Raw genomic sequence first — 26,898 nt, 5'->3', positions numbered from 1 at the left:
ACTCATCCGGCGCGTACTGCGGACCATCAAGGAAGACACATCGTGACCGAGCCGATTGGCCCCTTCCGGAAGTCGTCGTACTCCGGACAGGAGAACAACTGCGTTGAGGTTGCCACCCGTGCCGTAGGCGGCCGAGCCGTACGCGACAGCAAGGACCAGGCCGGCGGCCCGATGCTCACCTTCGCTCCCGGCAGCTGGCAGGCCTTCCTCACCGGCGCCAAGGCCGAGGCGGGGCCAGTGCGGTGACCACCAGCTTCTCGACCCCGGCCTGGTTCGGTGATCTTCTCGGCGTGAGCGACGTACTGGCAGCCAAGGACCGTGCCGGTGTCGTGTACTGGCGAGGCTTCGAGGACGCGGACCCGGACGACGTCCCGCCGTTCACCTTCCGCCTGGCTGATCTGGCGACGGTGTTCGCCGACCATGCAGCCGAGCAGACCTCCGAGCAGAAGCAACGGGTGCTGGGAATCCTGGAGGAGGTCCAGGCGTCCGGCAGCGAACACGACAGCACGGCGGTCGCCACGGGCTTCTTCGAGGCGCTCCTCAACGCCTGGGACGAGGGGTTCGATCTTCAGGCGGTCTGGGAGTACGTGGGTTCCGAATCCCGGGAGCACTGCCTGGCCTGGAACGAGTTCACGGGTGTCCCGACACCGGACTGGATGCGCTGACGACAGATCAACGAGCGTGGATGCGGAGAGGCCCGGGGTCGGAATTCCGACCCCGGGCCTCTCCGCATCCACACCCTGTCCGCTGTCCGCTACGACTGCTTCAGCTTCTCGCCCAGTTTCTTCGACTGGAGGGTCATCGTCCGCTTCAGGCGGGAGCCGAACGGCCTCTCGACGAACCTGTGCATCAGCCAGGCCAGCGACAGCAGGCCCGCTACCGACGCGAGGATCGTGACGTACGGGTCGAGGCCCCAGCCGCGGTGCAGGATCCGGATGAAGAACCAGCCCAGGTGCTCGTGGATCAGGTAGAAGGGGTACGTCAACGCGCCCGCGATCGTCAGCCAGTTCCAGTTCGCCCAGCGCGTCCAGCCCAGCGCCACCACCGCCACGGAGGCGAAGGCGAGCAGCACGATCAGCTGGATCACGTACGGGTTGCGGGAGAAGTCGCCCTGCGCGCCCGGGTGCCACAGGGCCGTCACCGAGTAGCGCTGGCCCAGCAGGAACGACATGCCGACGATGCCCCACAGGAGCAGGTCGCTGCCGTAACGGTGGATCAGGTAGAGGGCCAGGCCGCCGATGAAGAAGGGGGCGTGGTCGCGGAAGGTGAGTTCCGAGATCAGCGGGTTGTCCGCGACCCGGGCGAAGGCGCCGGCCAGCGTCCACAGGATGCAGAAGGTCACCACCCGGCGGTAGGTGACGCCCTTCCAGACCACGAACAGGGCGAACAGCACGTAGAACTTGAGTTCCACCCACAGGGTCCAGCACACGCCCAGGACACGCGAGCTGCCCAGTGGCTGCTGCATCATCGTGAAGTTGAGCAGGAACTCGTCGGCGCGCACATGGTGAACCACCACCGGCATCAGGAACGAGGCGGCGGTGACCATGACGAGCGCGACCCAGTACGCCGGGTAGAGACGGGCGATGCGTGAGCGGAAGAAGTCGCCGAGCGTCTTGCCCCAGCTGCTCATGCAGATCACGAAGCCACTGATGACGAAGAAGAACTGCACCCCGAGGCTGCCGTAGGTCGCGAACTGGGACAGGGTCGGGAACATCACACCTGGCGACTGGTTCCAGGACTCGGCGACCGTGCCGTTCTTGCCGGCGAAGTGGTACATGCAGACCATCAGCGCGGCCACCAACCGCAGTCCGTCCAGCGCCCTCAGCCGGCTGACCGGACGGGCCTTCTTGCCCTCGGCGGAGGACGGAACGGCCGGTTCGGCACTCCCGGACCGCGGGCCCGGCGGCGGAGCCGGGAGCGGAGGGGCCATGGTCTGGTCGGCCGCGGTCATCGGCTGGCCTTTCGCAGCTGGGACAAGAGAAGCTGACTCATCGACGACAACTCAGGAGAGTCAGGGGCAAGCAAAAGAGGTAGCACAGAACTCTCACGGATGAACAACCGGTCAGCTCATTGACGCATGACGGACGCGGATGGATGCACGCGGACGCCGACGCGTCGCCACCCGTCCGTATACGAACCGGGAGACGACGCGTTTGGCAGATTAAATCTTCGCGGTTCCCGTTGTCACCGCTTCCCCGTCACCGCTTCACCGCTTCACCGTTTTGCTCAACGCCCGTGCCCGGCGTGCGATCCGGCGCACGGTCGCGTTGCGCGGGATGAACGACAGCTGGGACGGCAGGGCGCCGGGCAGCGCCAGCGAGGTCAGACGGCGGCGCTTGAAGTAGCGCCAGGTCTGCTCGGTGAGGTGCTTGGAGAGGTAGCTCTCCGCCTCCGGGCGCAGCCGTGGATAGATCCGGGGCTGCATGCAGAAGCCGATCGCCTTGACGAGTCCGGCCAGGTTCTTGCCGACCTGCTTGTCCGACGGCATCGACCATTTCGTGACGGCCTTGGCGTCCGCGAGGTCCGGCAGCAGGACGTCCACGATGGTCAGGGGCACGCGGTTGCTGTTCTGGTACGGCGTGATCTTCTCCAGCACGGTGTCCGTGCCGACCCGGGCGACCGGGATGCCGTACAGGCCGGCCGCCGTGAACAGGCCGGTCGAGAAGCAGCCGACGACCAGCGCGGGACGCAGCCGCTGGAAGAGGACCTCGGCGAGCACGGGCCGGTCCAGGACGGTGAGTTCCGCGCCGAGCTTCTTCGCCTCGCTCTCCAGTGACCCCGCCCAGGCCGCGGGTGCGGTCGGGTGCGGCTTGAAGACGAGTGAACGGTGTCCGGCCGCGACGGCGCCGCGCACCATGCGCAGATGCAGTTCCTCCTCCTCGTGCGGGGTGAGGATGCCGAGCGCGGAGAGGTACTGGCCCAGCAGCAGTGCGGGCTGGTCCTTCGGGAGGCTCTCCCAGGTCACCGTCTCGTCCCCGGCCTCGGCGAGTTCGCCCAGCACCTTCAGGAACGCCTCGGACGGCACCAGCTCGGCGGGCACGCCGAACTCGGTGAGCAGCAGCGGGGTGAGGCCCGGGACGAGATCGAGGTGGAGGAGGCGCCCGATGCGGGTGCCGACCAGCGCGTCGATCTTGTCGCGCGTGGGGCCATAACTTATGAGGCCGTCCGCGTAGACGTCGACGGGTGCGCCGGTGAACAGCTGGCACAGCGCGAGGGCCGGGTTGACCTGCACGGACTCGACGGCCAGCTGGATGTTGTCGTCGCCCAGGTTCCACAGCAGCCGCAGATGCCGCTCCCACAGCGGGACGTCGTCGGCGCGCGGGCCCCAGCCGCTGGGGTGGAACGGGGCGATCGTCTCGTTCCAGGACAGGACCTCGTCGAACCGCCCGCTGACCCGGTCGAAACCGGACATCGTGTCGACCCCGGGGGTGATCTCGGGGTTGGCCGCGTTGTTGGTGATCAGCAGCAGTCTGCGGTCGGCCGGACCGAAGAGCCCGGCGTCGAGGGCGGCGGCCAGCGTGGCGGCGCCGTACAGCGTCGACGCACAGAAGATCTGAGTGGTACGGGTCCTGTTGCCGCGGGTCTGGGGGATGCGCGTCTCGGTGGTGGCGGACATCAGACGGACACCGTCCCGGCGGACGCGGAGACGGGCCTGCGCCGCACCTTCCGCAGTCGGGTGGCCCGCTGGGCGTCCATCGAGTCGATGGCCTCCGCGAGCACGTCCTGCGGCATCCGCTTCAGCGCGGCGGCGCTCAGGGAGCGCAGTTTTCGGGCCACGGCGGGTTCGAACCTCTCGATCGCTCCGAGGTGATGAGCCATGATCGCGCAGTAGGTGCGCACTGCTTTCGGCAGCAGCCTATCCGCCTCGGGGTCCCGGGCCGTCTCCTCGATGACCTGGTCGAAGGCCCGGATGAAGTCGAGTTGGCGAACATCACCGATTTGGGTGAGCGAGGAGGCGACCCCACGCCGGTAGAAGACGCCGAGCAGCCCCACCGCGGCGAACGACTCCGCCTCCCGGTGCAGCTTCCAGATCCACGGCCGGTCCTCCGCCGTACGCAGTCCGTCGGTGAAGTGCAGGATGCCGCGGTCGACGAGCCGGCGGTGGTAGATGCCCGCCCAGGCGTAGGCGTAGTCGACGGAGGTGGTGCGGTCGGTGGGCAGGATCGCGTCCCGCGGCGACATCACGACCCCGCGCCGGCCGTGCGGGACCCGATGGATCGCGCGCGCCCTGTTGGTGCACTGGACATGGTCCGTACGAACGAAATCGCAGCCCAAGTCCTCAATAGCGGCGAGGAGTTGGGGGAAATAGCCGGGCGCGAGCCAGTCGTCGCCGTCGAGGAACGTGAGGTATTCGCCACGCGCTTTGTCGATACCGGTGTTGCGGGCGGTGGCCAGGCCTCCGTTCTTCTCGTGGCTGACCAGCACGGCGCCCGGCAGCTCGCGCTCTGCGCGCGCGAGGATGTCCGGAGTCTCGTCGCGCGAACAGTCGTCGACGAGGATGAACTCGAAGTCCTCGCGCGCGTTGGCGCGCAGGCTCTTCAGAGTGTCGGGCGCGTAATGCTGCACGTTGTAGAACGGCACGATGACGGAGAGCTTGACCACGAGTCCGAGGTTAGAGCCTCTCCGGTGGTGTCACTTTACCCGGGGTTTGATGTCGGGTGAACTACATGTGTCCGCCCGGTGAATCAAGGGGGTTTCTGCACGTTTGGCGTCTTGATTCAAGTCGACGCGACCCTTTGTTAACCCTTTGTTGCCTTGGGATTGGGTGGAAGCCCCCCATGTCGGCTTAAGGTCTTGGGCGTGCCAGCCAGTACCACGAGCCCCATGAGGGTTGCCGTCCTCGCCGATTCCGACACTCGGTGGAAATGGGGTGCGCTCACAGCCAGCCGTATTTCTCCTGATAATTCCGACATTCATCTTGACGGCTACCTCCTCAGAGGCCGGGCCACCCCCACCGCCCGCCAGCTCCAGGAGGTCGGCGTCAGGGCGGACTCGCTCCGCGAGGTGACCGCCCTGGAGTTCCTGCGGGCCATGGACCAGGAGGAGCCGTACGACATCCTCGTGCTCGCCCTGGTCGGCGGCGGCGTCCAGGCGATGCTGCACGGCCTGGCCCAGGTGTGGGACGACACGGCACTGCGCCCCGTCGTCGTCACCGGCTATGTCGGGGTCGTCTACGAGAAGCTCGCCGACGGACTCCTGCTGCGGCACGGCGCCGACCTGGTCCTCGCGAACTCCCGCCAGGACGCCGACCGTTTCAAGGCCGTGTACGACGGAGTCGGTGCCGATTCGTCCTCTGTGACCGAAGTCGCACTCCCGTTCCTGGGCGGCGCGTCTTACACAGGTGAGCATGGTCACCCGTACACGGTGGTGTTCGCCGCTCAGCCCTCCGTCCCGGAGAGCCGCAAGGACCGTACGTATCTCCTCGACCGGCTCGTGCAGCACGCCAGGCTGCACCCCGAGCGCGAGGTGCTGCTCAAGCTGCGCTCCAAGCCCGGCGAGCACACCACGCACATCGAGGAACTGCCCTACCAGAAACTGGCCCAGCGCGCCGACCTTCCGCCGAACTTCAAGCTGGTCTACGGGCACATGGGCGAGGTCCTGGACCGCACGGACCTGCTGGTCACGATCAGTTCCACGGCCGCGCTGGAGTCCCTGCACCGCAGCATCCCGACCGTCGTGCTGAGCGACCTGGGAGTGCGCGAGGCGCTCGGCAACCACCACTTCATCGGCTCCGGCTGCCTTGCCTCCTGGGACCAGCTCGACGCGGGCCACAAGCCCGTACCCGACGCGGAGTGGGTGGACCGTCAGGGCGTCGCCGCGGATGGCTCGTACGAGACGGCCTTCGATGCCGCACGCGACAGGATCGACCGTCTTCTGGGATCCTCGAAGCTTCCGCCCCTGGCCCCGTACTACACACCGATGACGGCTCCCGGATATTTGCCGGGTATTCTCGCTCGGCACCACCTCGGCCCCGACGGCGTTCCGCTCCCCGGGGCGCCGGCCTCCGACAAGGAGCCGGGAGCGGTGCGGCAGATCGTGCGTCGCGCGGCCCGCGGCGCCTACCGGCACGGCGTGCAGCGCGTCGCGCCCGTGATCCGGCGGATGGGGGAGCTGTGACCCACCGGATCCCCCGTCGAGCACGCGAAGAGCGTCAAGGAGTACAGGCAATGTCCAACCCGGAGTCCAACCCGGAAGCGGGCCCAGCGACCGCGCGGCCCCGCGTGCTCGCAGTGATCCCCGCGAGAGGGGGCTCCAAGGGCGTGCCTGCGAAGAACCTGCTGCCCGTCGGCGGGGTCCCGCTGGTCGCCCGCGCGGTGCGCGAGTGCCTCGCCGCCAAGCTGGTCACGGACGTCGTCGTCTCCACGGACGACCAGGCGATCGCCGCCGCCGCCCGCCAGGCCGGCGCCGAGGTCGTGCTGCGCCCCGCCGCCATCGCCGGTGACACCGCGACCTCCGAGGCCGCCGTCCTGCACGCCATGGACGCCCACGAGACGCTGCACGGCGCCAAGGTCGACGTGGTCCTGCTCGTGCAGTGCACCAGCCCGTTCATCATCCGCGAGGACGTCGACGGCGTCGTCAACGCGGTCGTGCACAACGGCGCGGACAGCGCGCTGACCGTCGCCCCCTTCCACGGTTTCATCTGGCGCGACGCCGCCGACGACCCGCAGCCGGTGCGCGGCGAGCGCACGGCCGTCGAGGGCGGCACCGGCTCCGTGGCCACCGAAACGGTGACCGTCGGCGGTGGCTATGGTGTGAATCACGACAAGTCCTTCCGGCCCCGCCGCCAGGACCGCCCCCAGGACCTCCTGGAGACCGGCGCCGTCTACGCCATGGACGCGACGGGCTTCCGCCGGTCGAAGCACCGTTTCTTCGGTCACACCGAACCCGTGCGCACCGACCCGGCCCGGGTGCTGGAGATCGACGACCCGCACGACCTCGCCCGCGCCCGGGCCCTCGCGACGCTCTTCGACGCGAACCGCCCCGGCGCCCTCCCGACCGCCGACGACATCGACGCGGTCGTACTCGACTTCGACGGCACCCAGACGGACGACAGGGTGCTGATCGACTCCGAAGGACGGGAGTTCGTCTCCGTGCACCGCGGCGACGGCCTCGGCATCGCCGCGCTGCGCAAGAGCAGCCTCAAGTTGCTGATCCTGTCCTCGGAACAGAACCCGGTCGTCGCCGCCCGCGCACGGAAGCTACAGCTGCCCGTGCTGCACGGCATCGACCGCAAGGACCTCGCGCTGAAGCAGTGGTGCGAGGAGCAGGGCATCGCGCCGGAGCGCGTGCTCTACGTCGGCAACGACGTCAACGACCTCCCGTGCTTCGCCCTCGTGGGCTGGCCCGTGGCGGTCGCGAGCGCCCACGACGTTGTGCGCGGCGCCGCACGCGCGGTCACCACCGTTCCCGGCGGCGACGGCGCGATCCGAGAGATCGCCAGCTGGATCCTCGGCCCCTCTCTCGACCCCCTCAACAAGAAGTAAGGAACCCCCAGAATGACCTCCACCCGCTTGCGCTCGTTCGGCTCGAAGACCGCCGGTCCCGGCCAGCCCGTCTACATCTGTGGCGAGATCGGCATCAACCACAACGGTGACCTTGAGAACGCCTTCAAGCTGATCGACGTGGCCGCCGAAGCCGGCTGCGACGCGGTCAAGTTCCAGAAGCGCACCCCGGAGATCTGCACCCCGCGCGACCAGTGGGACATCGAGCGCGACACCCCCTGGGGCCGCATGACCTACATCGACTACCGCCACCGTGTGGAGTTCGGTGAGGACGACTACCGCCAGATCGACGAGCACTGCAAGAAGCGCGGCATCGACTGGTTCGCCTCCCCGTGGGACACCGAGGCCGTCGCGTTCCTGGAGAAGTTCGACGTCCCGGCCCACAAGGTCGCCTCCGCGTCCCTGACGGACGACGAGCTGCTCGTCGCCCTGCGCAAGACCGGCCGTACGGTCATCCTGTCGACGGGTATGTCCACCCCGAAGCAGATCCGTCACGCGGTCGAGGTCCTCGGCTCGGACAACATCCTCCTGTGCCACGCGACCTCCACCTACCCGGCGAAGGCCGAGGAGCTCAACCTCCGCGTGATCAACACGCTGGAGAAGGAGTACCCGAACGTCCCGATCGGCTACTCCGGCCACGAGACGGGCCTGCAGACCACGCTGGCCGCGGTCGCCCTCGGTGCCACCTTCGTCGAGCGTCACATCACCCTCGACCGCGCGATGTGGGGCTCCGACCAGGCCGCCTCCGTCGAGCCGCAGGGCCTGACCCGTCTCGTCCGTGACATCCGCACCATCTCCGAGTCCCTCGGCGACGGCGTCAAGAAGGTCTACGAGTCCGAGATCGGCCCGATGAAGAAGCTCCGTCGTGTCTCCGGCGTCATCGCCGACGCGGAGATCGCGGCTGCGGCGGGCGAGCCCGTCACCGCCTGATCCGCATCACTCAGCGGCTTCACCGGCGCAGGCCGGTGACCACTGTCGTCCACGCGGATTCCCCAGTCCGTACTCACGGAAGCGACGGTCGTACGTCGATGAGCCCACGCGCCGGTACCACCGGCCCCCACACTCTCGCCTTCGTCGAGAGCCCGGTCCAGCTGCTGAACGTGCTGGAATGGGCGCATGTGCATGCGCATGCGCTCAGCCCGGAGGGGGCCGGCGGTCCGGCGCCGGCCGTTTCCGCCCGCAAAAAGGGCAAACGCTTCGGAAGGGTCCCCGGACAGGCGTCGCGCCGCTGGCGCAGGGGCCAGAGCCGGCCGACGGTCCACCGGGAACCTGCCCGGGGCGGACTGACCCTGGTGGTCCTCTCCCCGGTCGACCCGATGACCCGCGGCCAGCTGCGCCGTATGGCCGAGCTCGCCCGCGAGGAGGGCCACGAGGTCCGCTGGGAGGACGCCCGGGCCGGAACATCGGCCCCTTTCCGCACGATCGGCGGTCTCGCCCCCCTGCTGCGCAGGACGGAACGGATCGTCATGGGGGACCCGTTCTCCCGCTACGTACAGGTACTCCTGAACATCACCAAGGCCCGCGACCTCGTCGTCGTCGACGACGGCACGGCGACCATGGAGTTCGTCTCCCAACTCGCGCGCGGTGAGCGCCTGGTGCGCTGGCACCGCAAGGCGCAGCGCCCCGGAGCGCGGGACCTGCTGTTCATCCCGGTGTCGTCGAAGGCACGCCGTCGGCTGACCCCGGGCGGCAGGCGCCGGGTCGAGGTCTTCTCCTCGATGCCGATCGAGGAGACCCCCAAGGGCGTCGAGGTCACGTCCAACGACTTCGCCTGGACCCGCTCCCGCTTCGGCCCCCCGCTCATCTCCGAGGGCGCCGACATGGTCGGCACGTCGCTCGTCGAGACGGGCGTGGTCGACGCCGACCGCTACCGCGACGCCGTCCGCACCCTGGCCAAGGCCCACGGCGTGACGCGCTACTTCGCCCACCGACGCGAGAGCGCCGAGAAGCTCCACGACCTGGCGGCCTGCACGGGGCTGGAAGTGGTCCGCCCGGACCTCCCCCTGGAGCTGATCGCCCGCCGGGGCCCCATCGGCCGGACGATCCTCAGCTTCCCCTCGACGGTCGTCCACACCCTCCCCCTGGCCCTGGCGGGCACGAACGTCAAGGTCGCCGTCTGCGACATCGACCCGGCCTGGCTGACCGCGAACGCGTCACCGCGGGCGCAGGGGTTCCTGTCGGGCGTCACCGGGTCGGCCCGGGACGTGGAACGGGTGTCGACGGAGTCGGGCCGCCCGGCGAAGGAAGCGAAGGCGACGGGCTGACGCCCGTTCCGTTCCCCGTCTCCGCCGAGCGTCACGTCACGCCACGCGGCAGGCTCCTCACGAGGCCTTGCCGCAACACGGACCTCGTCGTCCTCCGGGTCCGGCAGGACCCACAAGGCTTCGGAGCCCGGTCAGGTACGGCCGGTCAGGTACGGCCGGTCACCGACCCACTCGGGTTCCCGGACGGGCCGGACCAACGGACGGGGCCGCCGTCTCCCGGGTCCGAAGACCTCGGCTCGTCCTGCGGGCCGTCGATCCCCCGGTGCGCGCACACGGGTGAGTCGGCCTCGTCGTACGGTCCGTCACCCCGGAGCGGGCGGACCGGCGTGCGCTCCTTCCCCGCCGCGCGCAGCCCTCGCGCCCGGCTACACCGGCTTGCGCGCCAGCAGGTACGCGCGCTGCCGGGTCTCGTCCTCGTAGGGCTCGCGGACCGTTTGCGCGTGCAGGGTCAGGCCCGCCTTGGCCAGGAGTTCGGCCACCCTGTCCGGCGTACGGAACCAGTAGTCCAGCGACATCTCGTGGCCGAAGCGTTCCGTGAGGCGCAGGTGGCCGTCGTCGGGGCCGGTCTGGAAGCCGAGCAGGACGTGGCCGCCGGGGGCCAGGACGCGGTGGAACTCCGCGAACACCGTGGGCAGGGCGGCGTCCGGGACGTGGATGATCGAGTAGAGGGCCAGGACTCCGCCCAGGGTCTCGTCCGGGAGGTCCAGGGACGTCATCGAGCCGACGTGGAACCGGAGTCCGGGGTGGGCCCGGCGGGCCAGCGCCACCATGCGCGGGGACAGGTCCACGCCGAAGACCGGGACGCCGAGGGCGTGCAGTCTCGCGGTGACCCAGCCGGGCCCGGAACCGATGTCCGCGACGGGCGCGGCACCCTGGGCCCGCACCAGCTCGGCGAAGGCGGCGACGACGGCGCGGTCCAGGGGAAGGTCCGCCAGGTGGTCCGCGCATCGCTCCGTGTAGTCGGCGGCCATGGCGTCGTAGGACGCGCGGGTGGCGTGGAGGAAGTCCGGCGAGTCCGGTACGGCGGCCTGTATGGAGTCCGTCACGGACGCCTGGTTCGGGGCGGTCACGGGGGTGCACGTTACCGGGGGGCGGTCCGGCGGAAGGGGCGATTACGCGGGCTGCGGAGACTGTGGGCCAATGTTCATGTGCCGTGACCCCGGCCGTTTCGGTAGGTGGACAGTTCCGGCGACGCTGTGGACGGCGTGGCAACCTGGACGCAGGTGGACGGAAGTGGCTGGCGCGAAAAGGCCGCGAGTTTACCCATACCAGTTCGCGAATATGCCTTCGGCGGTCGAATTTTCTCCCCTGACAGGTTGAATTTTTGTTGATCGTGGGTCATTCGACCGCCCGGGCGTCCTACCCTTCAGAGGGTGAACCAACTGATGTCCCGAGAGTCCGAGGCCGATCTCCCCGGGGAAGCCGCGCTTCCCGGCACACTGCCGGAGGCGTTGCGCGCCGAACTCGTCGCGTTCCGACGTGACCTGCACATGCACCCGGAGCTCGGCAACCAGGAGTTCCGCACCACCGCCGCGATCAAGGCACGGCTCGAGAAGGCCGGCCTGCGGCCGCGCGTGCTCGCCACCGGAACCGGGCTCATCTGTGACATCGGTGACGTCGGCGGAGACCCCGAGGGCCAGGGCGGCGACGCCGCTGTGCCCGCGCTCGCCCTGCGCGCGGACATCGACGCCCTCCCCATCCCGGACACGAAGAGTGAGTGCGGGTACCGCTCCACCGTGCCCGGCCGCGCCCATGCCTGCGGGCACGACGTGCACACGACCGTAGTCCTCGGCGCCGGGCTCGTCCTCGCCGAACTGCACCGGCAGGGCGCTCTGCCGCGGCCGGTGCGGCTGCTCTTCCAGCCCGCCGAGGAGGTGCTTCCCGGCGGCGCCGCCGACGCGATCGAGTGCGGCGCGCTCGACGGGATCGGCCGGATCATCGCCGTGCACTGCGACCCGAGGGTCGACGCCGGGCGGATCGGGCTGCGCCACGGTCCCATCACCTCCGCCTGCGACCGGCTGGAGGTCTCGCTCGACGGCGCCGGCGGCCACACCGCCCGCCCCCACCTCACCACCGACCTCGTCACCGCCGCCGCCCGCGTCGCCACCGACGTGCCCGCGCTCGTCGCCCGGCGCGTCGACGCCCGCAGCGGGCTCTCCGTGACCTGGGGGCGGATCGAGTCGGGGCACGCCTGCAACGTGATCCCGCAGCACGCCGAGCTCTCCGGGACCGTACGGTGCCTCGACCTGGAGACCTGGCACCAGGCGCCCGATCTCGTCCACGCGGCCGTCGACGAGATCGCCAGCCTGTACGGAGCCAAGTCCGAGATCACCTACGTGCGCGGTGTGCCGCCGGTCGTCAACGACGCGGAGGTCGCGGAACTGCTGCGCGACGCCCAGACAGCCCGGCGTGGCCTCCACTCCGTCGAGGACACCGCACAGAGCCTCGGCGGGGAGGACTTCTCCTGGTACCTGGAGCACGTGCCCGGCGCGATGGCCCGGCTCGGCGTGCGCAGGCCGGGGGAGCGGGGAGTACGCGATCTGCACCAGGGCGACTTCGACGCCGACGAGTACGCGATCACGGTCGGTGTGGAACTGTTCACCGCCGCCGCGCTGATCGACGGACAGCAGCGGCAGGCCTAGCCAGAGCCTGGCCTGGTCCAGGAGCGGCCGCGAAGGGGGTACTCGCAGGCGCCCGGTGCGATGCCCTCTTGCGTGTCCCTTCCAGATACCTTCGTCCCTTTGTTTCACTCGGCCGTAACCGTGCGTGGGCAAACGTAACCCCCCTCGGCACGAATCGATAACGGCCTCTCGAAACCCCGTTCCCCTCCCTTTCTACGCGCGTTACTGTGCGCCGCAATCGCCGCCGCAGGTGGCGCATCGGGTAAGCGGGCCGGGGACGGTGCCGTGGGGATGAAGGGGTGCCTGCTGTGCGTCTTATTTCTCGGAGGACTCGGTTCTCCCAAGCCGCGGTGACCGTCGCGGTCGTCGCCCTCACGGCTGTCGGTTGCGGTGAGTCCAGCACCAGCTCGGGCGGCTCCGACGACGAGTCCGGCAAGTACACGGGCAAGGGCATCGGCCTCGCCTACGACATCGGGGGCAAGGGCGACCAGTCCTTCAACGACGCCGCCTACTCGGGTTTCGAGAAGGCCAACACGGAGTTCAAGATGGGCGGCCGGGACATCGAGCCGCAGGACGGCGAGTCCGACGCGGACAAGGTCCAGCGCCTCACCCAGCTCGCCCAGGCGGGCTACAACCCGGTGATAGGCGTCGGCTACATCTACGCGCCCGCCGTCAAGGAGGTCTCCGCCAAGTTCCCGGACACGACCTTCGGGGTCATCGACGACGAGCAGGTCACCGCGAAGAACGTCGCCGACCTCGTCTTCCACGAGGAGCAGGCCTCCTACCTGGCCGGCGTCGCCGCCGCCAAGGCGACGAAGAAGAACCACATCGGCTTCATCGGTGGTGTGGACATCCCGCTCATCCACAAGTTCGAGGCCGGCTTCGTCCAGGGCGCCAAGTCCATCACCCCGAACATCAAGATCGAGTCGCAGTACCTGACCGAGACGGCCCAGGAAGGCGGCTTCTCCAGCCCCGACAAGGGCAAGGACGCGGCGAGCGGCCAGATCGAGGCCGGCGCCGACGTGATCTACGCAGCGGCCGGTCTGTCCGGTCAGGGCGTGATCTCCGAGGCCGCGGCCAAGAAGATCTGGGCGATCGGCGTCGACTCCGACCAGTACAGCCAGCAGGCGCTCGCCGCGTACAAGGACCACATCCTCGGCTCGGCCCTGAAGAACGTCGGCGGCGCGGTCTACGACCTGGCCAAGTCCGTGTACGAGGGCGAGCCGCTGTCCGGCGTCGTGCGCGCCGACCTCGCCTCGGGCGGTGTCGGGTTCGCCGACACCAACCCGAAGTACAAGGCGATGACGGACGTGGTGGCCGCGGTCGACAAGGCCAAGCAGGACATCATCGACGGCAAGGTCACCGTCAACACCAAGTGACCCCGTCGTCGGTTTCGCGGACGTGACCTGACGTCGGCGCGACGGACCCGTACGACGAGCAGCGCCCCGGCCCCGCGGTCGGGGCGCTGCTCGTCGTACGGAGGAAAGGGACTCGTTCCGCCTCCCCCTGCTCGTGTCCCGCTTCGTGGGGTGAGCGACCTTGCTCGACGCGTCCGGTCGGCCGCGCGTCGGCCACCCATGGGACACGGCTCCCGGGTCGCGCAGCAGATGCTCTGCCGTCAGCGCCATGCGCGGCTCCGAACCGCGCCGATGCGGCGATGACCTGGGATTCCGGCGCCTTGATCCGCTACACGACCTGGCGGGACGCCACCCTCCCCCTCGACGCGGTTGTGGTCGCGGGGGCCGCCGCCGGGGGCCTGCCGCACCCGGAGTTCCCGCGCGCCGGTCGCCCGCCTCACCGGCCGCTCGAACCGCCCCGGCTCGACGGGTTCGAGACCCGGCACGGCCCGCGGCCCGGGCCGGCTCTCCGGGGTGTTGGGGCGGCCCTGGGTACGCCCGGCCGGGCATCGTTCCTGCACATACGCCGCTTGGCTCCCGCGAGGGGAGCCTTCCTGTCCGTAATGTGGGCCGCGACTGCGGCCACAGCTCGATAACGGACCGGACAGTTGGGGTTTTCCGTCTGGTCTACGCGCGTTACGCTGCGGCGGAACCTGCGCCTGGTAGGCGCTTGCACAAAGGAGTCTCGTCCCATGCGCCGGCTGTCCCGAATCGCGGTTGCGGGTATCGCGTCCGCCACCCTCGCCGTAACTGCCTCTGCCTGTGGCAGCTCGTCCTCCTCGTCCTCCAGCAGCAGCGACAGCAAGGGCAAGGGTCTCGCCCTCGCCTACGACGTCGGTGGCAAGGGCGACCAGTCCTTCAACGACGCCGCGACCGCCGGCATGGACAAGGCCGACGCGGAGTTCGGCTACAAGAGCACGGCCGTCGAGCCGCAGGACGGTGAGTCCGACGCGGACAAGGCCCAGCGCCTGGAGCAGCTCGCCAAGCAGGGCTACAACCCGGTCATCGGCGTCGGCTACGCCTACGCGCCCGCCGTCAAGGAGGTCGCGGCCAAGTTCCCGAAGGTCACCTTCGGTGTCGTCGACGACGAGCAGATCAAGGCCGACAACGTCGCCGACATGGTCTTCACCGAGGAGCAGGGCTCCTACCTCGCCGGTGTCACGGCCGCCCTCACCACCAAGACGAACGTCGTCGGCTTCGTCGGCGGTGTGGACATCCCGCTGATCCACAAGTTCGAGGCGGGCTACAAGCAGGGCGTCGAGGACACCAAGAAGGGCGTCACGGTCAAGTCGCAGTACCTGACCGAGACCGCGCAGGAGGGTGGCTTCGCCAGCCCCGACAAGGGCGAGAACGCGGCCGAGGGCATGATCGACAGCAAGGCGGACGTCATCTACGCCGCCGCCGGTCTCTCCGGCCAGGGCGTCATCAAGGCCGCCGCCGCGAACAAGATCTGGGCGATCGGTGTCGACTCGGACCAGTACAAGCAGGACGCGCTGGCCAAGTACAAGGACTCGATCCTGACGTCGGCCCTGAAGGACGTCGCCGGGGCGGTCTACAACCTGGCCAAGTCGGTCAAGGACGGCAAGCCCGAGACCGGCGTCGTCCGCGCCGACCTCGCCTCGGGTGGTGTCGGCCTGGCCGACTCCAACCCGGTCTTCAAGGACAACGCCACCCTCCAGGAGGCGCTGAAGAAGGCCGAGGCCGGCATCAAGGACGGTTCGATCAAGGTCAAGACCTCCTGACGCCAGGAGGCGCCAGGGGTTTGAGCGTGGTCCACGAGGCGCTGTAATCACAGCGTTACGGCCGTGGAACGGGGTGCGGAGAGGATGGTCGATCCGCACCCCGTTCGCGCGGCAGAATGCTCGGAACGGATCGGTACGGATCAATCATTCAATGATCAAGTCCGATCAGGTCCGGGCACTATTTAAAGCAGGGGCGCTACGCGCGTAGAGAGGCCCCCTTCTCAAGGAGAGTGCGCCATCGACGCGTCCAGCAGCCCTCCGCTCACCGCTCAGTCGACGACCGCGGTCGAGCTGACGGGCATCACCAAGCGGTTCCCCGGTGTCGTCGCCAACCACGACATCCACCTCACGGTCAACAAGGGCACCGTGCACGCCCTCGTCGGCGAGAACGGGGCCGGCAAGTCCACCCTGATGAAGATCCTCTACGGCATGCAGAAGCCGGACGAGGGCACCATCGCGGTCGACGGTGAACAGGTGGCCTTCTCGTCGCCCGCCGACGCCATCGCGCGCGGCATCGGCATGGTCCACCAGCACTTCATGCTCGCCGACAACCTCACCGTCCTGGAGAACGTGGTCCTGGGCAGCGAGAAGCTCCACGGTATCGGCGGCGGCGCCCGCAGGAAGATCAAGGAGATCTCCGACCGCTACGGCCTCAGCGTCCGCCCGGACGCCCTCGTCGAAGACCTCGGCGTCGCCGACCGTCAGCGCGTCGAGATCCTCAAGGTCCTCTACCGGGGCGCCAGGACCCTCATCCTCGACGAGCCCACCGCCGTCCTCGTCCCGCAGGAGGTCGACGCCCTCTTCGAGAACCTGCGGGAACTCAAGTCCGAGGGCCTGGCCGTCATCTTCATCTCCCACAAGCTGGGCGAGGTCCTGTCGGTCGCCGACGAGATCACCGTCATCCGGCGCGGTACGACGGTCGGCACCGCCGTCCCCGCCGACACGACCCCGCGTCAGCTCGCCGAGCTGATGGTGGGCAGCGAGCTGCCGACACCCGAGACCAGTGAGTCCACGGTCACCGACCGCCCCGTGCTCCAGGTCGACAGGCTGCGCCTGGAGGCGGAGGGCGGCCGGGCCGTCCTCGACGACATCACGTTCACCATCCACGCGGGCGAGGTCCTCGGCCTCGCCGGTGTCGAGGGCAACGGCCAGACCGAGCTGATCGAGGCCCTCATCGGCCTCAGGAGCGCCGACTCCGGCACCATCGCCCTCGCCGGCGACGAGATCACCGCCTGGCCCACCCGCAAGCGCCGCGAACAGGGCGTCGGCTACATCCCGGAGGACCGCCACCGCCACGGCCTGCTCCTCGAAGCCCCGCTCTGGGAGAACCGCATCCTCGGCCATGTCACCGAGAAGCCCAACAGCAAGGGCAAGCGCGGCTTCTGGCTCGACCCGAAGGGCGCCCAGGAGGACACCCGCCGGATCGTCGAGGCGTACGACGTCCGCACCCCCGGCATCGACGTCACCGCCGCCTCCCTGTCAGGCGGCAACCAGCAGAAGCTGATCGTCGGCCGCGAGATGACCCACAAGCCGCGCTTCCTGATCGCCGCCCACCCCACCCGCGGTGTGGACGTCGGCGCCCAGGCGCAGATCTGGGACCAGATCCGCGAGGCCCGCCGCGAAGGCCTGGCCGTGCTGCTGATCTCCGCCGACCTGGACGAGCTGATCGGCCTGTCGGACACCCTGCGCGTCATCTACAACGGCAGGCTGGTCGCCGACGCCGACCCGGCCACCATCACGCCGGAAGAACTCGGCTCGGCCATGACAGGTGCCGCGACCGGTCACCTGGAGCACGTCGAAGAAAGCACCGGCGAAAGCACCGAAGCCGGCGCGGAAGCAAGCCCGGAAGCAAGCGCGGACACCGCCCCGGAGGACGAGGCCCGATGAAGAAGTTCGACAAGGAGCGGCTGCTCCTCGCGGTGGCCGGGCCGGTCATCGCGCTCGTCGCGGCGATCGCCCTGACCTCGGTGGTACTGCTCGCCTCGGGCCGCAACCCGTTCGAGCCGTACGGCCTGATGCTGGAACAGGCGTCGTTCTCCGACGTCCAGGTCCTGATCGTCAACCAGGCGTCGATGTACTACATCGCCGCCCTCGCGGTCGCCCTCGGCTTCCGTATGAACCTCTTCAACATCGGCGTCGACGGCCAGTACCGTCTCGGCGCGATGATGGCCGCCGCGGTCGGCGCCAACGTGTCGCTGCCGTCCTTCCTCCAGATCCCCCTGCTCCTCCTGGTCGCCATGCTCACCGGCGCCTTCTGGGCAGGTATCGCGGGCATCCTGAAGGTCACCCGGGGCGTCAGCGAGGTCGTCGCGACGATCATGCTCAACGCGATCGCCACCAGCCTCATCGGCTGGCTGATGCTCTCCGACAACTGGGGCGTCCAGGTCGGCAACAACAACACCACCGGCGTGATGAAGGAGTCCGGCTGGTTCCCGGGCATCGACCTCGGCGCGGACGTCGGCGAGATCTACGGCCTGGTCTTCCTCGCCGTCCTCCTGGGCATCCTGTACTGGGCCGTCCTCAACCGCACCCGCTTCGGCTTCGACCTGCGCGCCACCGGCGAGTCCGAGTCCGCCGCCGCGGCCTCCGGCGTCGACGCCAAGCGCATGGTGCTGATCTCCATGCTGATCTCCGGCGGTGTGGCGGGCATGTCCGGCCTGCCGCTGCTGCTCGGCGAGGTCCACACCTACAGCCTGAGCTTCCCCGCGGGCCTCGGCTTCACCGCCATCGGCATCGCCCTCCTCGGCCGCAACAACCCCGGCGGCATCGCGTTCGCCGCCCTGCTGTGGGCCTTCCTCGACAAGGCGTCCCCCGCCCTCGACTACGCGACCCCGGTCGCGTACGAGAAGGAGATCGCCACCATCATGCAGGGCCTGATCGTCTTCGCGGTCGTCATCTCGTACGAGGCCGTACGTCAGTGGGGCCTGCGTCGCCAGCAGCGTCAGGTGGGCGCCGAACTGGCCGCAGCCGCCGCCGACAACAACACCACCCAGAAGGAGGTGGCGGCCCGATGAGCGCCCAGACCATCGCCAAGCCGCAGGCGCAGCAGCCCGGCAAGGGCAAGCGCCGGATCTCGCTCCCGGTACTCCTGCTGATCATCGCGGGTGTGCTGGTCCTGACATCGGTCGTGCGTCTGATCACGGGCGCCGACGGCATCACCTCGACCGGCCAGATGTCCACGGCCCTGCGGCTCGCCGTCCCGATCGGCCTGGCCGGCCTCGGCGGTCTGTGGGCCGAGCGCGCGGGCGTCGTCAACATCGGCCTCGAAGGCATGATGATCCTCGGCACCTGGTTCGGCGCCTGGGCCGGGTACCAGTGGGGCCCGTGGGTGGGCATCGCCTTCGGCATCCTCGGCGGCTGCCTCGGCGCCGTCCTGCACGCCATCGCGACGGTGACCTTCAACGTCAACCACATCGTCTCCGGTGTGGCCATCAACATCCTTGCCCTGGGCACCGCCCGCTACCTCTCGAAGTTCACCTTCGAGGAGGCTCCGGGGGGCTCCTCCAAGCAGTCCCCGCCGATCGACTCGCTGGGCACCTTCGACATCCCAGGGCTGTCGGGCTGGCTGGACACGCTCAACCAGAAGCACTGGTTCCTGGTCTCGGACATCGCGGGTCTCGTCGGCGGTCTGGTCACGGACCTGTCCCCGCTGACGGTCATCGCGGTGGCCCTCGTACCCGCCAGCTGGTGGATCCTGTGGCGCACCGCCTTCGGCCTGCGTCTGCGCTCCTGCGGCGAGAACCCGGTGGCGGCCGAGTCGCTCGGCGTCAACGTCTACAAGTACAAGTACCTGGCCGTGATCATCTCGGGCGGCTTCGCCGGCCTCGGCGGCGCCTTCCTGTCGATCGTCGCCTCGAACGTCTACCTCGACGGCCAGACGGCGGGGCGTGGCTACATCGGCCTCGCCGCGATGATCTTCGGCAACTGGATGCCGGGCGGACTCGCCCTCGGCGCGGGCCTGTTCGGCTACACGGACAGCCTCAACCTGCGCGGCGGTACGACCAACGTGCACGCGCTGATCCTGCTGCTGGCGATCCTGCTGGTGTTCGGGGCGGCCTACCTGGTGTGGAAGAAGCGGTACGTTCCCGCCGTCATCACCGCGCTCATCTCGGCCGTGATGTTCTTCTGGTACGCCGACACGGACGAGGTTCCCCGCCAGCTCGTGACGGCGGCGCCCTACATCGTGACCCTGCTGGTCCTCTCCTTCTCGGCGCAGCGCCTGCGAATGCCGAAGGCGGACGGCATGCCGTACCGCAGGGGGCAGGGCAAGTGACGGCGACCGAGTCCGCGAACGCCGAACCGGTCGACTGGGAGAAGCTGCGGGCGGTGGCCCGGGACGCGATGTCCCGCGCGTACGCCCCCTACTCCGGTTACCCGGTCGGTGTCGCGGCCCTGGTCGACGACGGCCGCACGGTCTCGGGCTGCAACGTCGAGAACGCGTCGTACGGGATCGGCCTGTGCGCCGAGTGCGGCCTGGTCTCCGAGCTCCAGCTCACGGGCGGCGGCCGGCTGACGCACTTCACGTGCGTGGACGGCAGGGGCGACATCCTCGTCCCGTGCGGACGCTGCCGGCAGCTGCTGTACGAGTTCGGCGGCGAGAGCCTGCTGCTGGAGACCCCGGCGGGCATCCTGCCCCTCTCGGAGATGCTTCCCCAGGCCTTCGGCCCGGACCATCTCACCAAGTAACTCCCGTACGGCCCCCCGGAGTTGGTCGAGCACCCACTCCGGGGGGCCGCACAGTTTCGCAGAACCACCGGAAGGAAAGCCATGACGCTCCTGTCCATGGATGTCATCTCCGTCATCCGCACCAAGCGGGACCGCGGTGAACTCAGTGACGAGCAGATCGACTGGGTCATCGACGCGTACACGCGCGGCGTGGTCGCCGACGAGCAGATGTCCGCGCTCGCCATGGCGATCCTGCTGAACGGCATGAACCGCCGCGAGATCGCCCGCTGGACGGCGGCGATGATCGCGTCCGGCGAGCGCATGAACTTCGACGCCCTGTCCCGCCCGACGGCCGACAAGCACAGCACGGGTGGCGTGGGCGACAAGATCACCCTCCCGCTCGCCCCCCTGGTCGCGGCGTGCGGGGCCGCCGTGCCGCAGCTCTCGGGCCGTGGCCTCGGCCACACCGGCGGCACACTCGACAAGCTGGAGTCGATCCCCGGCTGGCGGGCGCTGCTCTCCAACGAGGAGATGCTGAGCGTCCTGGACAGCACAGGCGCGGTGATCTGCGCGGCGGGCGACGGCCTCGCCCCGGCCGACAAGAAGCTGTACGCGCTGCGGGACGTCACCGGCACGGTCGAGGCCATCCCGCTGATCGCCTCCTCGATCATGTCGAAGAAGATCGCGGAGGGCACCGGCTCCCTGGTCCTGGACGTCAAGGTGGGCACGGGCGCCTTCATGAAGACCATCGAGGACGCGCGGGAACTGGCCTCCACGATGGTGGGTCTGGGTACTGACCACGGGGTGAGGACGGTCGCCCTGCTGACGGACATGTCGACCCCGCTCGGCCTGACGGCCGGCAACGCGCTGGAGGTACGGGAGTCGGTCGAGGTCCTGGCGGGCGGCGGCCCCGCGGACGTGGTCGAACTGACGATCGCCCTGGCCCGCGAGATGCTCGAAGCGGCCGGCGTGAAGGACGCCGACCCGGCGAAGGCGCTGGCGGACGGTTCGGCGATGGACGTGTGGCGCCGGATGATCGCGGCCCAGGGCGGCGACCCGGACGCCCCGCTGCCGACGTCGAAGGAGCAGCACGTCATCAAGGCCCCGTCCTCGGGCGTCCTGACCCGCCTGGACGCGTACGGCGTCGGCGTCGCCGCCTGGCGGCTCGGCGCGGGGCGTGCCCGCAAGGAGGACCCGGTGCAGGCGGGCGCGGGCGTCGAGCTCCACGCCAAGCCGGGCGACACGGTCACGGCGGGCCAGCCCCTGCTGACCCTCCACACGGACACCCCGGAACGCTTCGAGTACGCGCTCCAGGCGGTCGAGGGGTCCTACGACATCGGCGCGGCGGCCACGGACTTCGCGGCGGCGCCGGTGGTGCTGGAGCGGATCGCCTGAGCCGGTAGCGGTACGGCGGGGAGGGGGCTCTGGCGTCCCCTCCCCGCCCTACCGCTCAGCCCAGCAGGGCCGCGACGACCACCAGCACCGGTACGGCCAGGACGGTCGACAGCAGGATCGACTCGCGGGCCAGGGTCTCCGCCACGCGGTAACGGCCCGCGTACGTGAAGAGGTTCTGGGCGGCGGGCAGGGCCGAGGTCACCACCACGTCGAGCAGCGGCGCGCCGCGCAGACCGAAGACACCCGCGCCCAGCGCCCAGGCGGCCACCGGCTGGCCCACCGACTTCAGGGCGACCGACAGCAGTACGGGGGTCCGCTCGGAACCGCGCAACGGCCAGGTGCTGCCGGACAGCGAGATCCCGAAGGCCAGCAGCACCGCCGGGACGGACATGTTGCCGATCAGGGTCAGCGGGTCCAGGACGGGCGCGGGGACGCCGATCCCCGTCGCCGACACCAGCACCCCGGACAGCGAACCGACGGCGACGGGGTTGCGCAGCGGTGTGATCAACTGCCGCCACAGCGGGCCCTTCTCACCGGTGCTCGTCAGATCGAGGACGGTCAGCGCGATCGGTGTGACCACGATCGTCTGGAACAGCAGCACCGGCGCGACGAGCGAGGCGTCACCCAGCACGTACACGGCGATCGGGATACCGAGGTTGCCGGAGTTGACGTAACTGGAGCAGAGAGCGCCGATCGTCGTACGTCCGGCGCCCCAGCGGCGTACGACGCCCACCGCGACGAAGACACTGGCCGCCGCGATCGTGCTCAGCGCCGTGACCAGGAGCCGGCTGGAGAAGATCACCGACAGGTCGGCCCGGGCGAGCGTGGTGAACAGCAGGGCCGGGGTGGCGACATGGAAGGCGAGCTTGGTCAGTACCTCGCGTCCGTTGTCCCCGAGGTAGCCGCGCAGCCCGATCGCGTAACCGACGCCGATGACCACCGCGATCACCGCGAACCCGGTCAGCACCCCCTGCACAGCGCCTCCTTCGCGGGCCGGGAGGAAGGGAGGCCGTGGGGTATCGCGGGCGGGGTCGGTTCGTGGGACATACATGCAACCCTCCGGGGAGGAGGGGGACGAGTCAAAGTGATCTCAACGGGTGGGCGATGGGGAGAGGTGGGGGTGGGCGATGAGTTACGGCCGTCCGTCCGGTCTACCGTTCGTGGACGCCATGACACCCGCTGTACTCGTGCTGGCCGGCCCCGTCACCCGTGAGGAGGTGACGGGGCTGTGCGAGGACCTGCGTGCCCTGTTGGGGACCGGCGGCGGTGGTGGTCGTGACCCGGTCGTGGTGTGTGATGTGGCGGGGCTGGGGCCGCCGGGGCTGGGCGCGGTGGAGTTGCTGGCCCGGCTCCAGCTGGCTGCCCGCCGGGCCGGCGGCCGGATACGCCTCCGGGACCCGGCGCCCGCCCTACTCGCCTTCCTGGACCTGGTCGGTCTGAGCTTCGACGTCGAGGTCGAGGGGCAGCGAGAGCGGGAGGCCGAACAGCGGGAACCAGCGCTTGGTGTCGAGGAAGCAGTGGAACCCGGTGATCCGGCCGTCTGAGATCTCCAGCACCTGGACCGCCCAGGGGGAGAAGCCGCCCGTCTCCTCGTCCGGCTTGTACTGGGCGAAGCCCGGCAGGCCGTTGACGGCGACCGGCACGAGGTGGGAGCCGGCGCAGGCGGCGCCGAGCGTCGTCATGAAGCCGGTGATGTCCTCCGGCCCGGTCAGCCACAGGTCGAACGGCGGCATCGTCATGACGGCGTCCTCGTGCAGCAGCGCCGTGAGCGCCGTCATGTCGTACCCCTCGAACGCGGCGACGTAGCGTTCGAGGAGCTTCTGCTGCTCCTCGTCGAGCGGGTTGGAGACGGTCGCGTCGGCGCCGGTGAGGTCGCGCTCGGCGAGGGTCGCGCGGGCCCGCTGGAGGGCACTGTTGACGGACGCGACCGAGGTGTCGAGGAGTTCGGCGACCTCGCTCGCCTTCCAGGCCAGCACCTCGCGGAGGATCAGCACGGCCCGCTGCTTCGCGGGGAGTTGCTGCAGGGCGGCCATGAAGGCGAGCCGCACGGACTCCTTGGCCACGGCCGCCTCCGCCGGGTCCTCGACGGTGGGCAGTACACGGGCGTCCGGCATCGGTTCCAGCCAGGTGTTGTCGGGGCGCGGGGAGAGGGCGGCCCGGGCGAGGGGGGTGGACTCGGTGAGGTCCATGGGGCGGGCGCGTTTGTTGCCGGCGGTCAGCATGTCCAGGCAGACGTTCGTGGCGATGCGGTACAGCCAGGAACGGAGGCTGGAGCGCCCCTCGAACTTCTCATGGTTGCGCCAGGCGCGGACCATGGTGTCCTGCACGGCGTCCTCGGCCTCGAAGGAGGAGCCGAGCATCCGGTAGCAGTACCCGGTCAGTTCGACGCGGTACCGCTCCAGTTGTACGTCGAGGTCTGTCGCAGTAGCCGTACCGTCACCCATCGCCAACCCACCCCATGGCTGCCTTCGTCGCCTCATCGCGACCCAACACGAAGAAGCTAGCGCAGGCCACTGACAATGGCCCGGGGAGCGGGTAAAGGTGCAGGTGGAAAGGGTTTTCGCCCCCGCCGCCCCTACCCGTTCCCAACCCTGGGGGCCGCCGCCCCCAGACCCCCGCTGTCGGCCCTGAACGGGCCTCGTCCTCAAACGCCGGACGGGCTGGAGGGGTACCGCCCGGGCGGGATGGAGAGGGTGAACGGGCGGGTGGGTGGGAAACAAGACCCGGGCTGTAACGGGCCTCGTCCTCGGGTCGCCGGGTGGGCTGGGACGCCCGGGCTGGAGAGAGACGGTGAACGGGCGGGTGGGTGGGAAACAAAACCCGGGCTGGACACGCGTTCTCCTGTGAACGCCGGACAACGAACGCCCCGGGTCAAGCCGCCGCAGCCACCCGCACACTCCGTGCCGCCCGCGACCCCATCACCGTGACCGTCACGACGCCGAGCACCGCCAGCAGCCCCATCCCCACAGTCCCCGACCAGCCACCCGCGTGGAACGCCACCGCTCCCAACGTGCTGCCGGCGCTGGAGCCGATGTAGTACGCCGACTGGTACAGCGCCGACGCCTGAGCCCGCCCCTCCTTCGCCGTGTGGCTCACCGCCGACGACGCCACCGCGTGGCCCGCGAAGAACCCCGCCGTGATCAGCACCAGGCCCAGCAGAACCAGCGCCAGGGTGTCCGACAGGGACAGCAGCAGGCCCGCCGTCGTCGTACCGCCGGCCAGGTACAGAGCGCCCCGGCGCCCCAGGCGGGCCACCAGCCTCCCCGCCGTCGACGCCGACACCGTACCCACCAGGTACACCAGGAAGACCGAGCCGACGATGCCCTGGGGCAGGCCGAACGGGGCCTCCGTCAGGCGGTACCCGATCACCGTGTAGACCCCGCCGAACACCGTCATGAAGAGCGCGCCGATCGCGTACAGCCGTCGCAGCAACGGGTTCGTCAAATGCGTACGGACCGTGCGCGCCAGGACCCGCGGACGCAGCGAGCCCGTCCGGAAGTGACGCGGAGCGGGGAGCAGCAGCCGGAAGGCCACCGCGCAGCCCACGGCCAGGACGCCGATCACGGCGACCGCGGCCCGCCAGCCCCACTCCTGCGCGACCCAGCCCGTGATGACCCGGCCGCTCATCCCGCCCACGCTGTTGCCGGCCACGAACAGACCGATCGCGGTGATCAGCGCCTTCGGGCGGACCTCCTCGGCCAGATACGCCGTCGCCGACGCGGGCAGCCCCGCCAGCGCGGCGCCCTGCACCGCCCGCAGCGCGATCAGCGTGCCCAGCGAGGGGGCGAAGGGGACCAGCAGCCCGACCGTCGCCGCCACGGCCAGCGACGCGGTCATCACCGTACGCCGCCCGAACCGCTCCGACAGCGCGCTCATCGGCAGGACGAACAGGGCCAGCGCACCGGTCGCCGCCGACACCGTCCAGCTCGCGTCGCTCGCCGCAGCCCCGAACTCGCCGGAGACCAACGGCAGCAGTGCCTGCGTGGAGTAGAGGAGGGCGAAGGTCGCGACGCCCGCGAGGAAGAGCGCGAAGCTCATCCGCCGGTAGCCGGGCCCACCCGGGGCCATACGGGAGTCGACGACGGGGAGCGAGGGGACCGAAGGACGTGAGGAAGAGGCGGCGGCCACTGTCGTGGACGCCCCGGTACTGGCAGCAGGCATGCCTCGAAGTTACGTACGCCCCCGCTCATCCGTCCAATGCACGGAAACCCCATAATCGTTCCCATGGTGCATCAGCAGAGGTCAGCAGCTCGCCTGTCACCGTCCAGTGACACGGAAGACATCGTCACCGCCCTCGCCCCCCGCCTTTCCTACTTCGCCGGAGTCGCCCGCACGGAGCACGTCACCCGCGCCGCCCAGGAGATGCAGGTCCCGCAGTCGACGCTCTCCCGGGCGATGGTCCGCCTCGAACAGGACCTGGGTGTCGAGCTGTTCGCCCGCCGGGGACGCACCGTCTCCCTCACCCCCGCGGGCCGTACGTTCCTCGCCTCCGTCGAACGGGCCCTCGCGGAGATCGAGCGGGCCGCCGACGAGGTACGCGCCGACGCCGACCCCGCCACCGGCAAGGTCGCCTTCGGCTTCCTGCACACCATGGGCGCCGAGACCGTCCCCGGCCTGCTGCACGCCTTCCGCGCCGACCATCCCCGCGTCCGGTTCACCCTCGTACAGAACTACGGCGAGGCCATGATCGAACGCCTGCGCTCCGGCGAACTGGACCTCTGTCTCACCTCGCCCGTCCCGGACGCCCCCGACCTGGTCGCCCGCCGCCTGGACGAACAGAAACTCCGCCTGGTGGTCCCCGCCGACCACCGCCTGGCCACCCGCAGACGAGTCCGCCTGGCCGAGGCGGCCGAGGAAACCTTCGTCACCCTGGAACCCGGCTACGGCCTCCGCCGGATCACCGACGACCTCTGCCAGCAGGCCGGCTTCCGCCCCCGCATCGCCTTCGAGGGAGAGGAGGCGGAAACCCTGAGGGGCCTGGTGGCCGCTGGGCTGGGCGTAGCCCTCCTGCCTCCTCCGGCCGTCCCCCGCCCGGGAGTCGCGGAACTGACGGTCACCTCGCCGAGAGCGGCGAGGGAGATCGGTGTCGCGTGGCTGGACGGCCACCCGGACACCCCGCCGGTGGCCGCTTTCAAGAAGTTCCTCCTGGCAAGAAAGGGCAACCTGCTGCCCTGAACACGGGCAACCTGTCACCCGCCCGAGGGCGACGCCCTGCCTTTGGGGGCGCGGGGCGGTGACATGTGCGGCTCCGCCGCGTGGGCGCGACAAGTCACAGACAACCGGCACTCCGAACTCAAGCAGAACCCCCGAGA

General features: G+C 69.8%; 22 protein-coding genes and 1 pseudogene. 16 read left to right on the top strand and 7 right to left on the bottom strand.

Features of this window, described 5'->3' with window-relative positions; translation table 11 throughout:
• The first annotated feature begins 42 nt into the window (after positions 1-42).
• Positions 43-246, top strand: a complete 204-nt coding sequence (locus IEY89_RS28475; protein ID WP_189150367.1) for a DUF397 domain-containing protein — start codon at positions 43-45, stop codon at positions 244-246.
• Positions 243-665, top strand: a complete 423-nt coding sequence (locus tag IEY89_RS28470) for a DUF7674 family protein (RefSeq protein ID WP_189150366.1) — start codon at positions 243-245, stop codon at positions 663-665. The genes IEY89_RS28475 and IEY89_RS28470 overlap by 4 nt, the downstream gene beginning before the upstream one ends.
• 89 nt (positions 666-754) lie before the next feature.
• Here IEY89_RS28470 and IEY89_RS28465 read toward each other — a convergent pair whose 3' ends face one another.
• The 3 genes from IEY89_RS28465 to IEY89_RS28455 all read right to left on the bottom strand — a co-directional run bounded on the left by IEY89_RS28465 (position 755) and on the right by IEY89_RS28455 (position 4,602).
• Positions 755-1,951 carry an acyltransferase family protein gene (locus tag IEY89_RS28465; RefSeq protein WP_189150365.1) on the bottom strand — a complete coding sequence of 399 codons (1,197 nt, stop codon included), beginning with the start codon at positions 1,949-1,951 and terminating at the stop codon, positions 755-757.
• Positions 1,952-2,206: 255 nt separating this feature from the next.
• Positions 2,207-3,616 carry a polysialyltransferase family glycosyltransferase gene (locus IEY89_RS28460; protein WP_189150364.1) on the bottom strand — a complete coding sequence of 470 codons (1,410 nt, stop codon included), beginning with the start codon at positions 3,614-3,616 and terminating at the stop codon, positions 2,207-2,209.
• Positions 3,616-4,602, bottom strand: a complete 987-nt coding sequence (locus IEY89_RS28455; protein ID WP_189150363.1) for a glycosyltransferase family 2 protein — start codon at positions 4,600-4,602, stop codon at positions 3,616-3,618. Before IEY89_RS28455 ends, IEY89_RS28460 begins: the two co-directional genes overlap by 1 nt.
• Positions 4,603-4,824: 222 nt before the next feature.
• Here IEY89_RS28455 and IEY89_RS28450 point away from each other — a divergent pair, with 222 nt between their 5' ends.
• The 4 genes from IEY89_RS28450 (at position 4,825) to IEY89_RS28435 (ending at position 9,766) form a co-directional block, all read left to right on the top strand.
• The gene (locus IEY89_RS28450) at positions 4,825-6,117 is read left to right on the top strand and encodes a DUF6716 putative glycosyltransferase (protein ID WP_373287303.1); all 1,293 of its coding nucleotides are present in this window, start codon (positions 4,825-4,827) and stop codon (positions 6,115-6,117) included.
• Positions 6,118-6,167: 50 nt separating this feature from the next.
• A complete protein-coding gene (locus tag IEY89_RS28445) occupies positions 6,168-7,484 on the top strand; it encodes an acylneuraminate cytidylyltransferase (RefSeq protein ID WP_189150361.1) in 1,317 nt (438 codons plus the stop codon).
• 12 nt (positions 7,485-7,496) lie between these two features.
• Positions 7,497-8,432 carry an N-acetylneuraminate synthase family protein gene (locus tag IEY89_RS28440; RefSeq protein ID WP_053745842.1) on the top strand — a complete coding sequence of 312 codons (936 nt, stop codon included), beginning with the start codon at positions 7,497-7,499 and terminating at the stop codon, positions 8,430-8,432.
• A 98-nt stretch (positions 8,433-8,530) separates the two neighbouring features.
• Positions 8,531-9,766: a hypothetical protein gene (locus tag IEY89_RS28435; RefSeq protein WP_189150360.1), complete on the top strand. Its 1,236-nt coding sequence runs from the start codon at positions 8,531-8,533 to the stop codon at positions 9,764-9,766.
• 365 nt (positions 9,767-10,131) lie between these two features.
• On the opposite strand, the gene IEY89_RS28430 is transcribed toward IEY89_RS28435, so the two are convergent.
• On the bottom strand, positions 10,132-10,836 hold the full coding sequence (locus IEY89_RS28430; RefSeq protein ID WP_229695452.1) for a class I SAM-dependent DNA methyltransferase: 705 nt from the start codon (positions 10,834-10,836) through the stop codon (positions 10,132-10,134).
• Positions 10,837-11,151: 315 nt separating this feature from the next.
• Here IEY89_RS28430 and IEY89_RS28425 point away from each other — a divergent pair, with 315 nt between their 5' ends.
• From IEY89_RS28425 to IEY89_RS28390, 8 genes are all read left to right on the top strand, one after another.
• On the top strand, positions 11,152-12,408 hold the full coding sequence (locus tag IEY89_RS28425) for an amidohydrolase (RefSeq protein WP_189150384.1): 1,257 nt from the start codon (positions 11,152-11,154) through the stop codon (positions 12,406-12,408).
• A gap of 329 nt (positions 12,409-12,737) precedes the next feature.
• Positions 12,738-13,766: a BMP family lipoprotein gene (locus IEY89_RS28420; protein ID WP_189150359.1), complete on the top strand. Its 1,029-nt coding sequence runs from the start codon at positions 12,738-12,740 to the stop codon at positions 13,764-13,766.
• Positions 13,767-14,476: 710 nt separating this feature from the next.
• Positions 14,477-15,526, top strand: a complete 1,050-nt coding sequence (locus IEY89_RS28415; RefSeq protein WP_189150358.1) for a BMP family lipoprotein — start codon at positions 14,477-14,479, stop codon at positions 15,524-15,526.
• Positions 15,527-15,763: 237 nt separating this feature from the next.
• A complete protein-coding gene (locus IEY89_RS28410; RefSeq protein ID WP_189150383.1) occupies positions 15,764-17,413 on the top strand; it encodes an ABC transporter ATP-binding protein in 1,650 nt (549 codons plus the stop codon).
• Positions 17,410-18,540 carry an ABC transporter permease gene (locus IEY89_RS28405; protein WP_189150357.1) on the top strand — a complete coding sequence of 377 codons (1,131 nt, stop codon included), beginning with the start codon at positions 17,410-17,412 and terminating at the stop codon, positions 18,538-18,540. The genes IEY89_RS28410 and IEY89_RS28405 overlap by 4 nt, the downstream gene beginning before the upstream one ends.
• Entirely contained in the window at positions 18,537-19,799 is a 1,263-nt protein-coding gene (locus tag IEY89_RS28400) for an ABC transporter permease (RefSeq protein WP_189150356.1), read from the top strand. Before IEY89_RS28405 ends, IEY89_RS28400 begins: the two co-directional genes overlap by 4 nt.
• Positions 19,796-20,212 (top strand): cytidine deaminase, encoded by a 417-nt coding sequence (locus tag IEY89_RS28395; protein WP_189150355.1) that lies wholly within the window; start codon positions 19,796-19,798, stop codon positions 20,210-20,212. The genes IEY89_RS28400 and IEY89_RS28395 overlap by 4 nt, the downstream gene beginning before the upstream one ends.
• A 90-nt stretch (positions 20,213-20,302) precedes the next feature.
• Positions 20,303-21,586 carry a thymidine phosphorylase gene (locus tag IEY89_RS28390; RefSeq protein WP_189150382.1) on the top strand — a complete coding sequence of 428 codons (1,284 nt, stop codon included), beginning with the start codon at positions 20,303-20,305 and terminating at the stop codon, positions 21,584-21,586.
• Positions 21,587-21,641: 55 nt separating this feature from the next.
• On the opposite strand, the gene IEY89_RS28385 is transcribed toward IEY89_RS28390, so the two are convergent.
• Positions 21,642-22,562 (bottom strand): AEC family transporter, encoded by a 921-nt coding sequence (locus IEY89_RS28385; protein WP_189150354.1) that lies wholly within the window; start codon positions 22,560-22,562, stop codon positions 21,642-21,644.
• A 151-nt stretch (positions 22,563-22,713) separates the two neighbouring features.
• On the opposite strand from IEY89_RS28385, the pseudogene IEY89_RS40985 reads away from it, so the two are divergent.
• A pseudogene (locus IEY89_RS40985) lies at positions 22,714-22,965 on the top strand (STAS domain-containing protein); the annotation flags it as partial.
• A gap of 30 nt (positions 22,966-22,995) precedes the next feature.
• On the opposite strand, the gene IEY89_RS28380 reads toward IEY89_RS40985, so the two are convergent.
• Together IEY89_RS28380 and IEY89_RS28375 are read right to left on the bottom strand one after the other, a co-directional pair.
• Positions 22,996-24,030 (bottom strand): sigma-70 family RNA polymerase sigma factor, encoded by a 1,035-nt coding sequence (locus IEY89_RS28380; protein ID WP_189150353.1) that lies wholly within the window; start codon positions 24,028-24,030, stop codon positions 22,996-22,998.
• Between the two features lie 427 nt (positions 24,031-24,457).
• Positions 24,458-25,747: an MFS transporter gene (locus IEY89_RS28375; RefSeq protein ID WP_189150352.1), complete on the bottom strand. Its 1,290-nt coding sequence runs from the start codon at positions 25,745-25,747 to the stop codon at positions 24,458-24,460.
• A gap of 63 nt (positions 25,748-25,810) precedes the next feature.
• On the opposite strand from IEY89_RS28375, the gene IEY89_RS28370 reads away from it, so the two are divergent.
• Complete coding sequence (locus IEY89_RS28370) at positions 25,811-26,761, top strand: LysR family transcriptional regulator (RefSeq protein ID WP_189150351.1); 951 nt, start codon at positions 25,811-25,813, stop codon at positions 26,759-26,761.
• The last annotated feature ends 137 nt before the right edge of the window (positions 26,762-26,898 follow it).

Source organism: Streptomyces lacrimifluminis (assembly GCF_014646095.1).
GTDB classification, from domain to species: domain Bacteria; phylum Actinomycetota; class Actinomycetes; order Streptomycetales; family Streptomycetaceae; genus Streptomyces; species Streptomyces lacrimifluminis.
The sequence above is the reverse complement of the archived record's forward strand: the minus strand, read 5'-3'. Positions and strand labels throughout refer to the sequence as shown.

Excerpts from the sequence above, each read along its gene's own strand:
- IEY89_RS28415 (WP_189150358.1), top strand. The coding sequence starts at position 14,477 with ATGCGCCGGCTGTCCCGAATCGCGGTTGCGGGTATCGCGTCCGCCACC.
- IEY89_RS28440 (WP_053745842.1), top strand. The coding sequence starts at position 7,497 with ATGACCTCCACCCGCTTGCGCTCGTTCGGCTCGAAGACCGCCGGTCCC.
- IEY89_RS28370 (WP_189150351.1), top strand. The coding sequence starts at position 25,811 with ATGGTGCATCAGCAGAGGTCAGCAGCTCGCCTGTCACCGTCCAGTGAC.
- IEY89_RS28400 (WP_189150356.1), top strand. The coding sequence starts at position 18,537 with ATGAGCGCCCAGACCATCGCCAAGCCGCAGGCGCAGCAGCCCGGCAAG.
- IEY89_RS28405 (WP_189150357.1), top strand. The coding sequence starts at position 17,410 with ATGAAGAAGTTCGACAAGGAGCGGCTGCTCCTCGCGGTGGCCGGGCCG.
- IEY89_RS28425 (WP_189150384.1), top strand. The coding sequence starts at position 11,152 with ATGTCCCGAGAGTCCGAGGCCGATCTCCCCGGGGAAGCCGCGCTTCCC.
- IEY89_RS28380 (WP_189150353.1), bottom strand. The coding sequence starts at position 24,030 with ATGGGTGACGGTACGGCTACTGCGACAGACCTCGACGTACAACTGGAG.
- IEY89_RS28435 (WP_189150360.1), top strand. The coding sequence starts at position 8,531 with ATGAGCCCACGCGCCGGTACCACCGGCCCCCACACTCTCGCCTTCGTC.
- IEY89_RS28465 (WP_189150365.1), bottom strand. The coding sequence starts at position 1,951 with ATGACCGCGGCCGACCAGACCATGGCCCCTCCGCTCCCGGCTCCGCCG.
- IEY89_RS28375 (WP_189150352.1), bottom strand. The coding sequence starts at position 25,747 with ATGCCTGCTGCCAGTACCGGGGCGTCCACGACAGTGGCCGCCGCCTCT.
- IEY89_RS28460 (WP_189150364.1), bottom strand. The coding sequence starts at position 3,616 with ATGTCCGCCACCACCGAGACGCGCATCCCCCAGACCCGCGGCAACAGG.
- IEY89_RS28445 (WP_189150361.1), top strand. The coding sequence starts at position 6,168 with ATGTCCAACCCGGAGTCCAACCCGGAAGCGGGCCCAGCGACCGCGCGG.
- IEY89_RS28450 (WP_373287303.1), top strand. The coding sequence starts at position 4,825 with ATGAGGGTTGCCGTCCTCGCCGATTCCGACACTCGGTGGAAATGGGGT.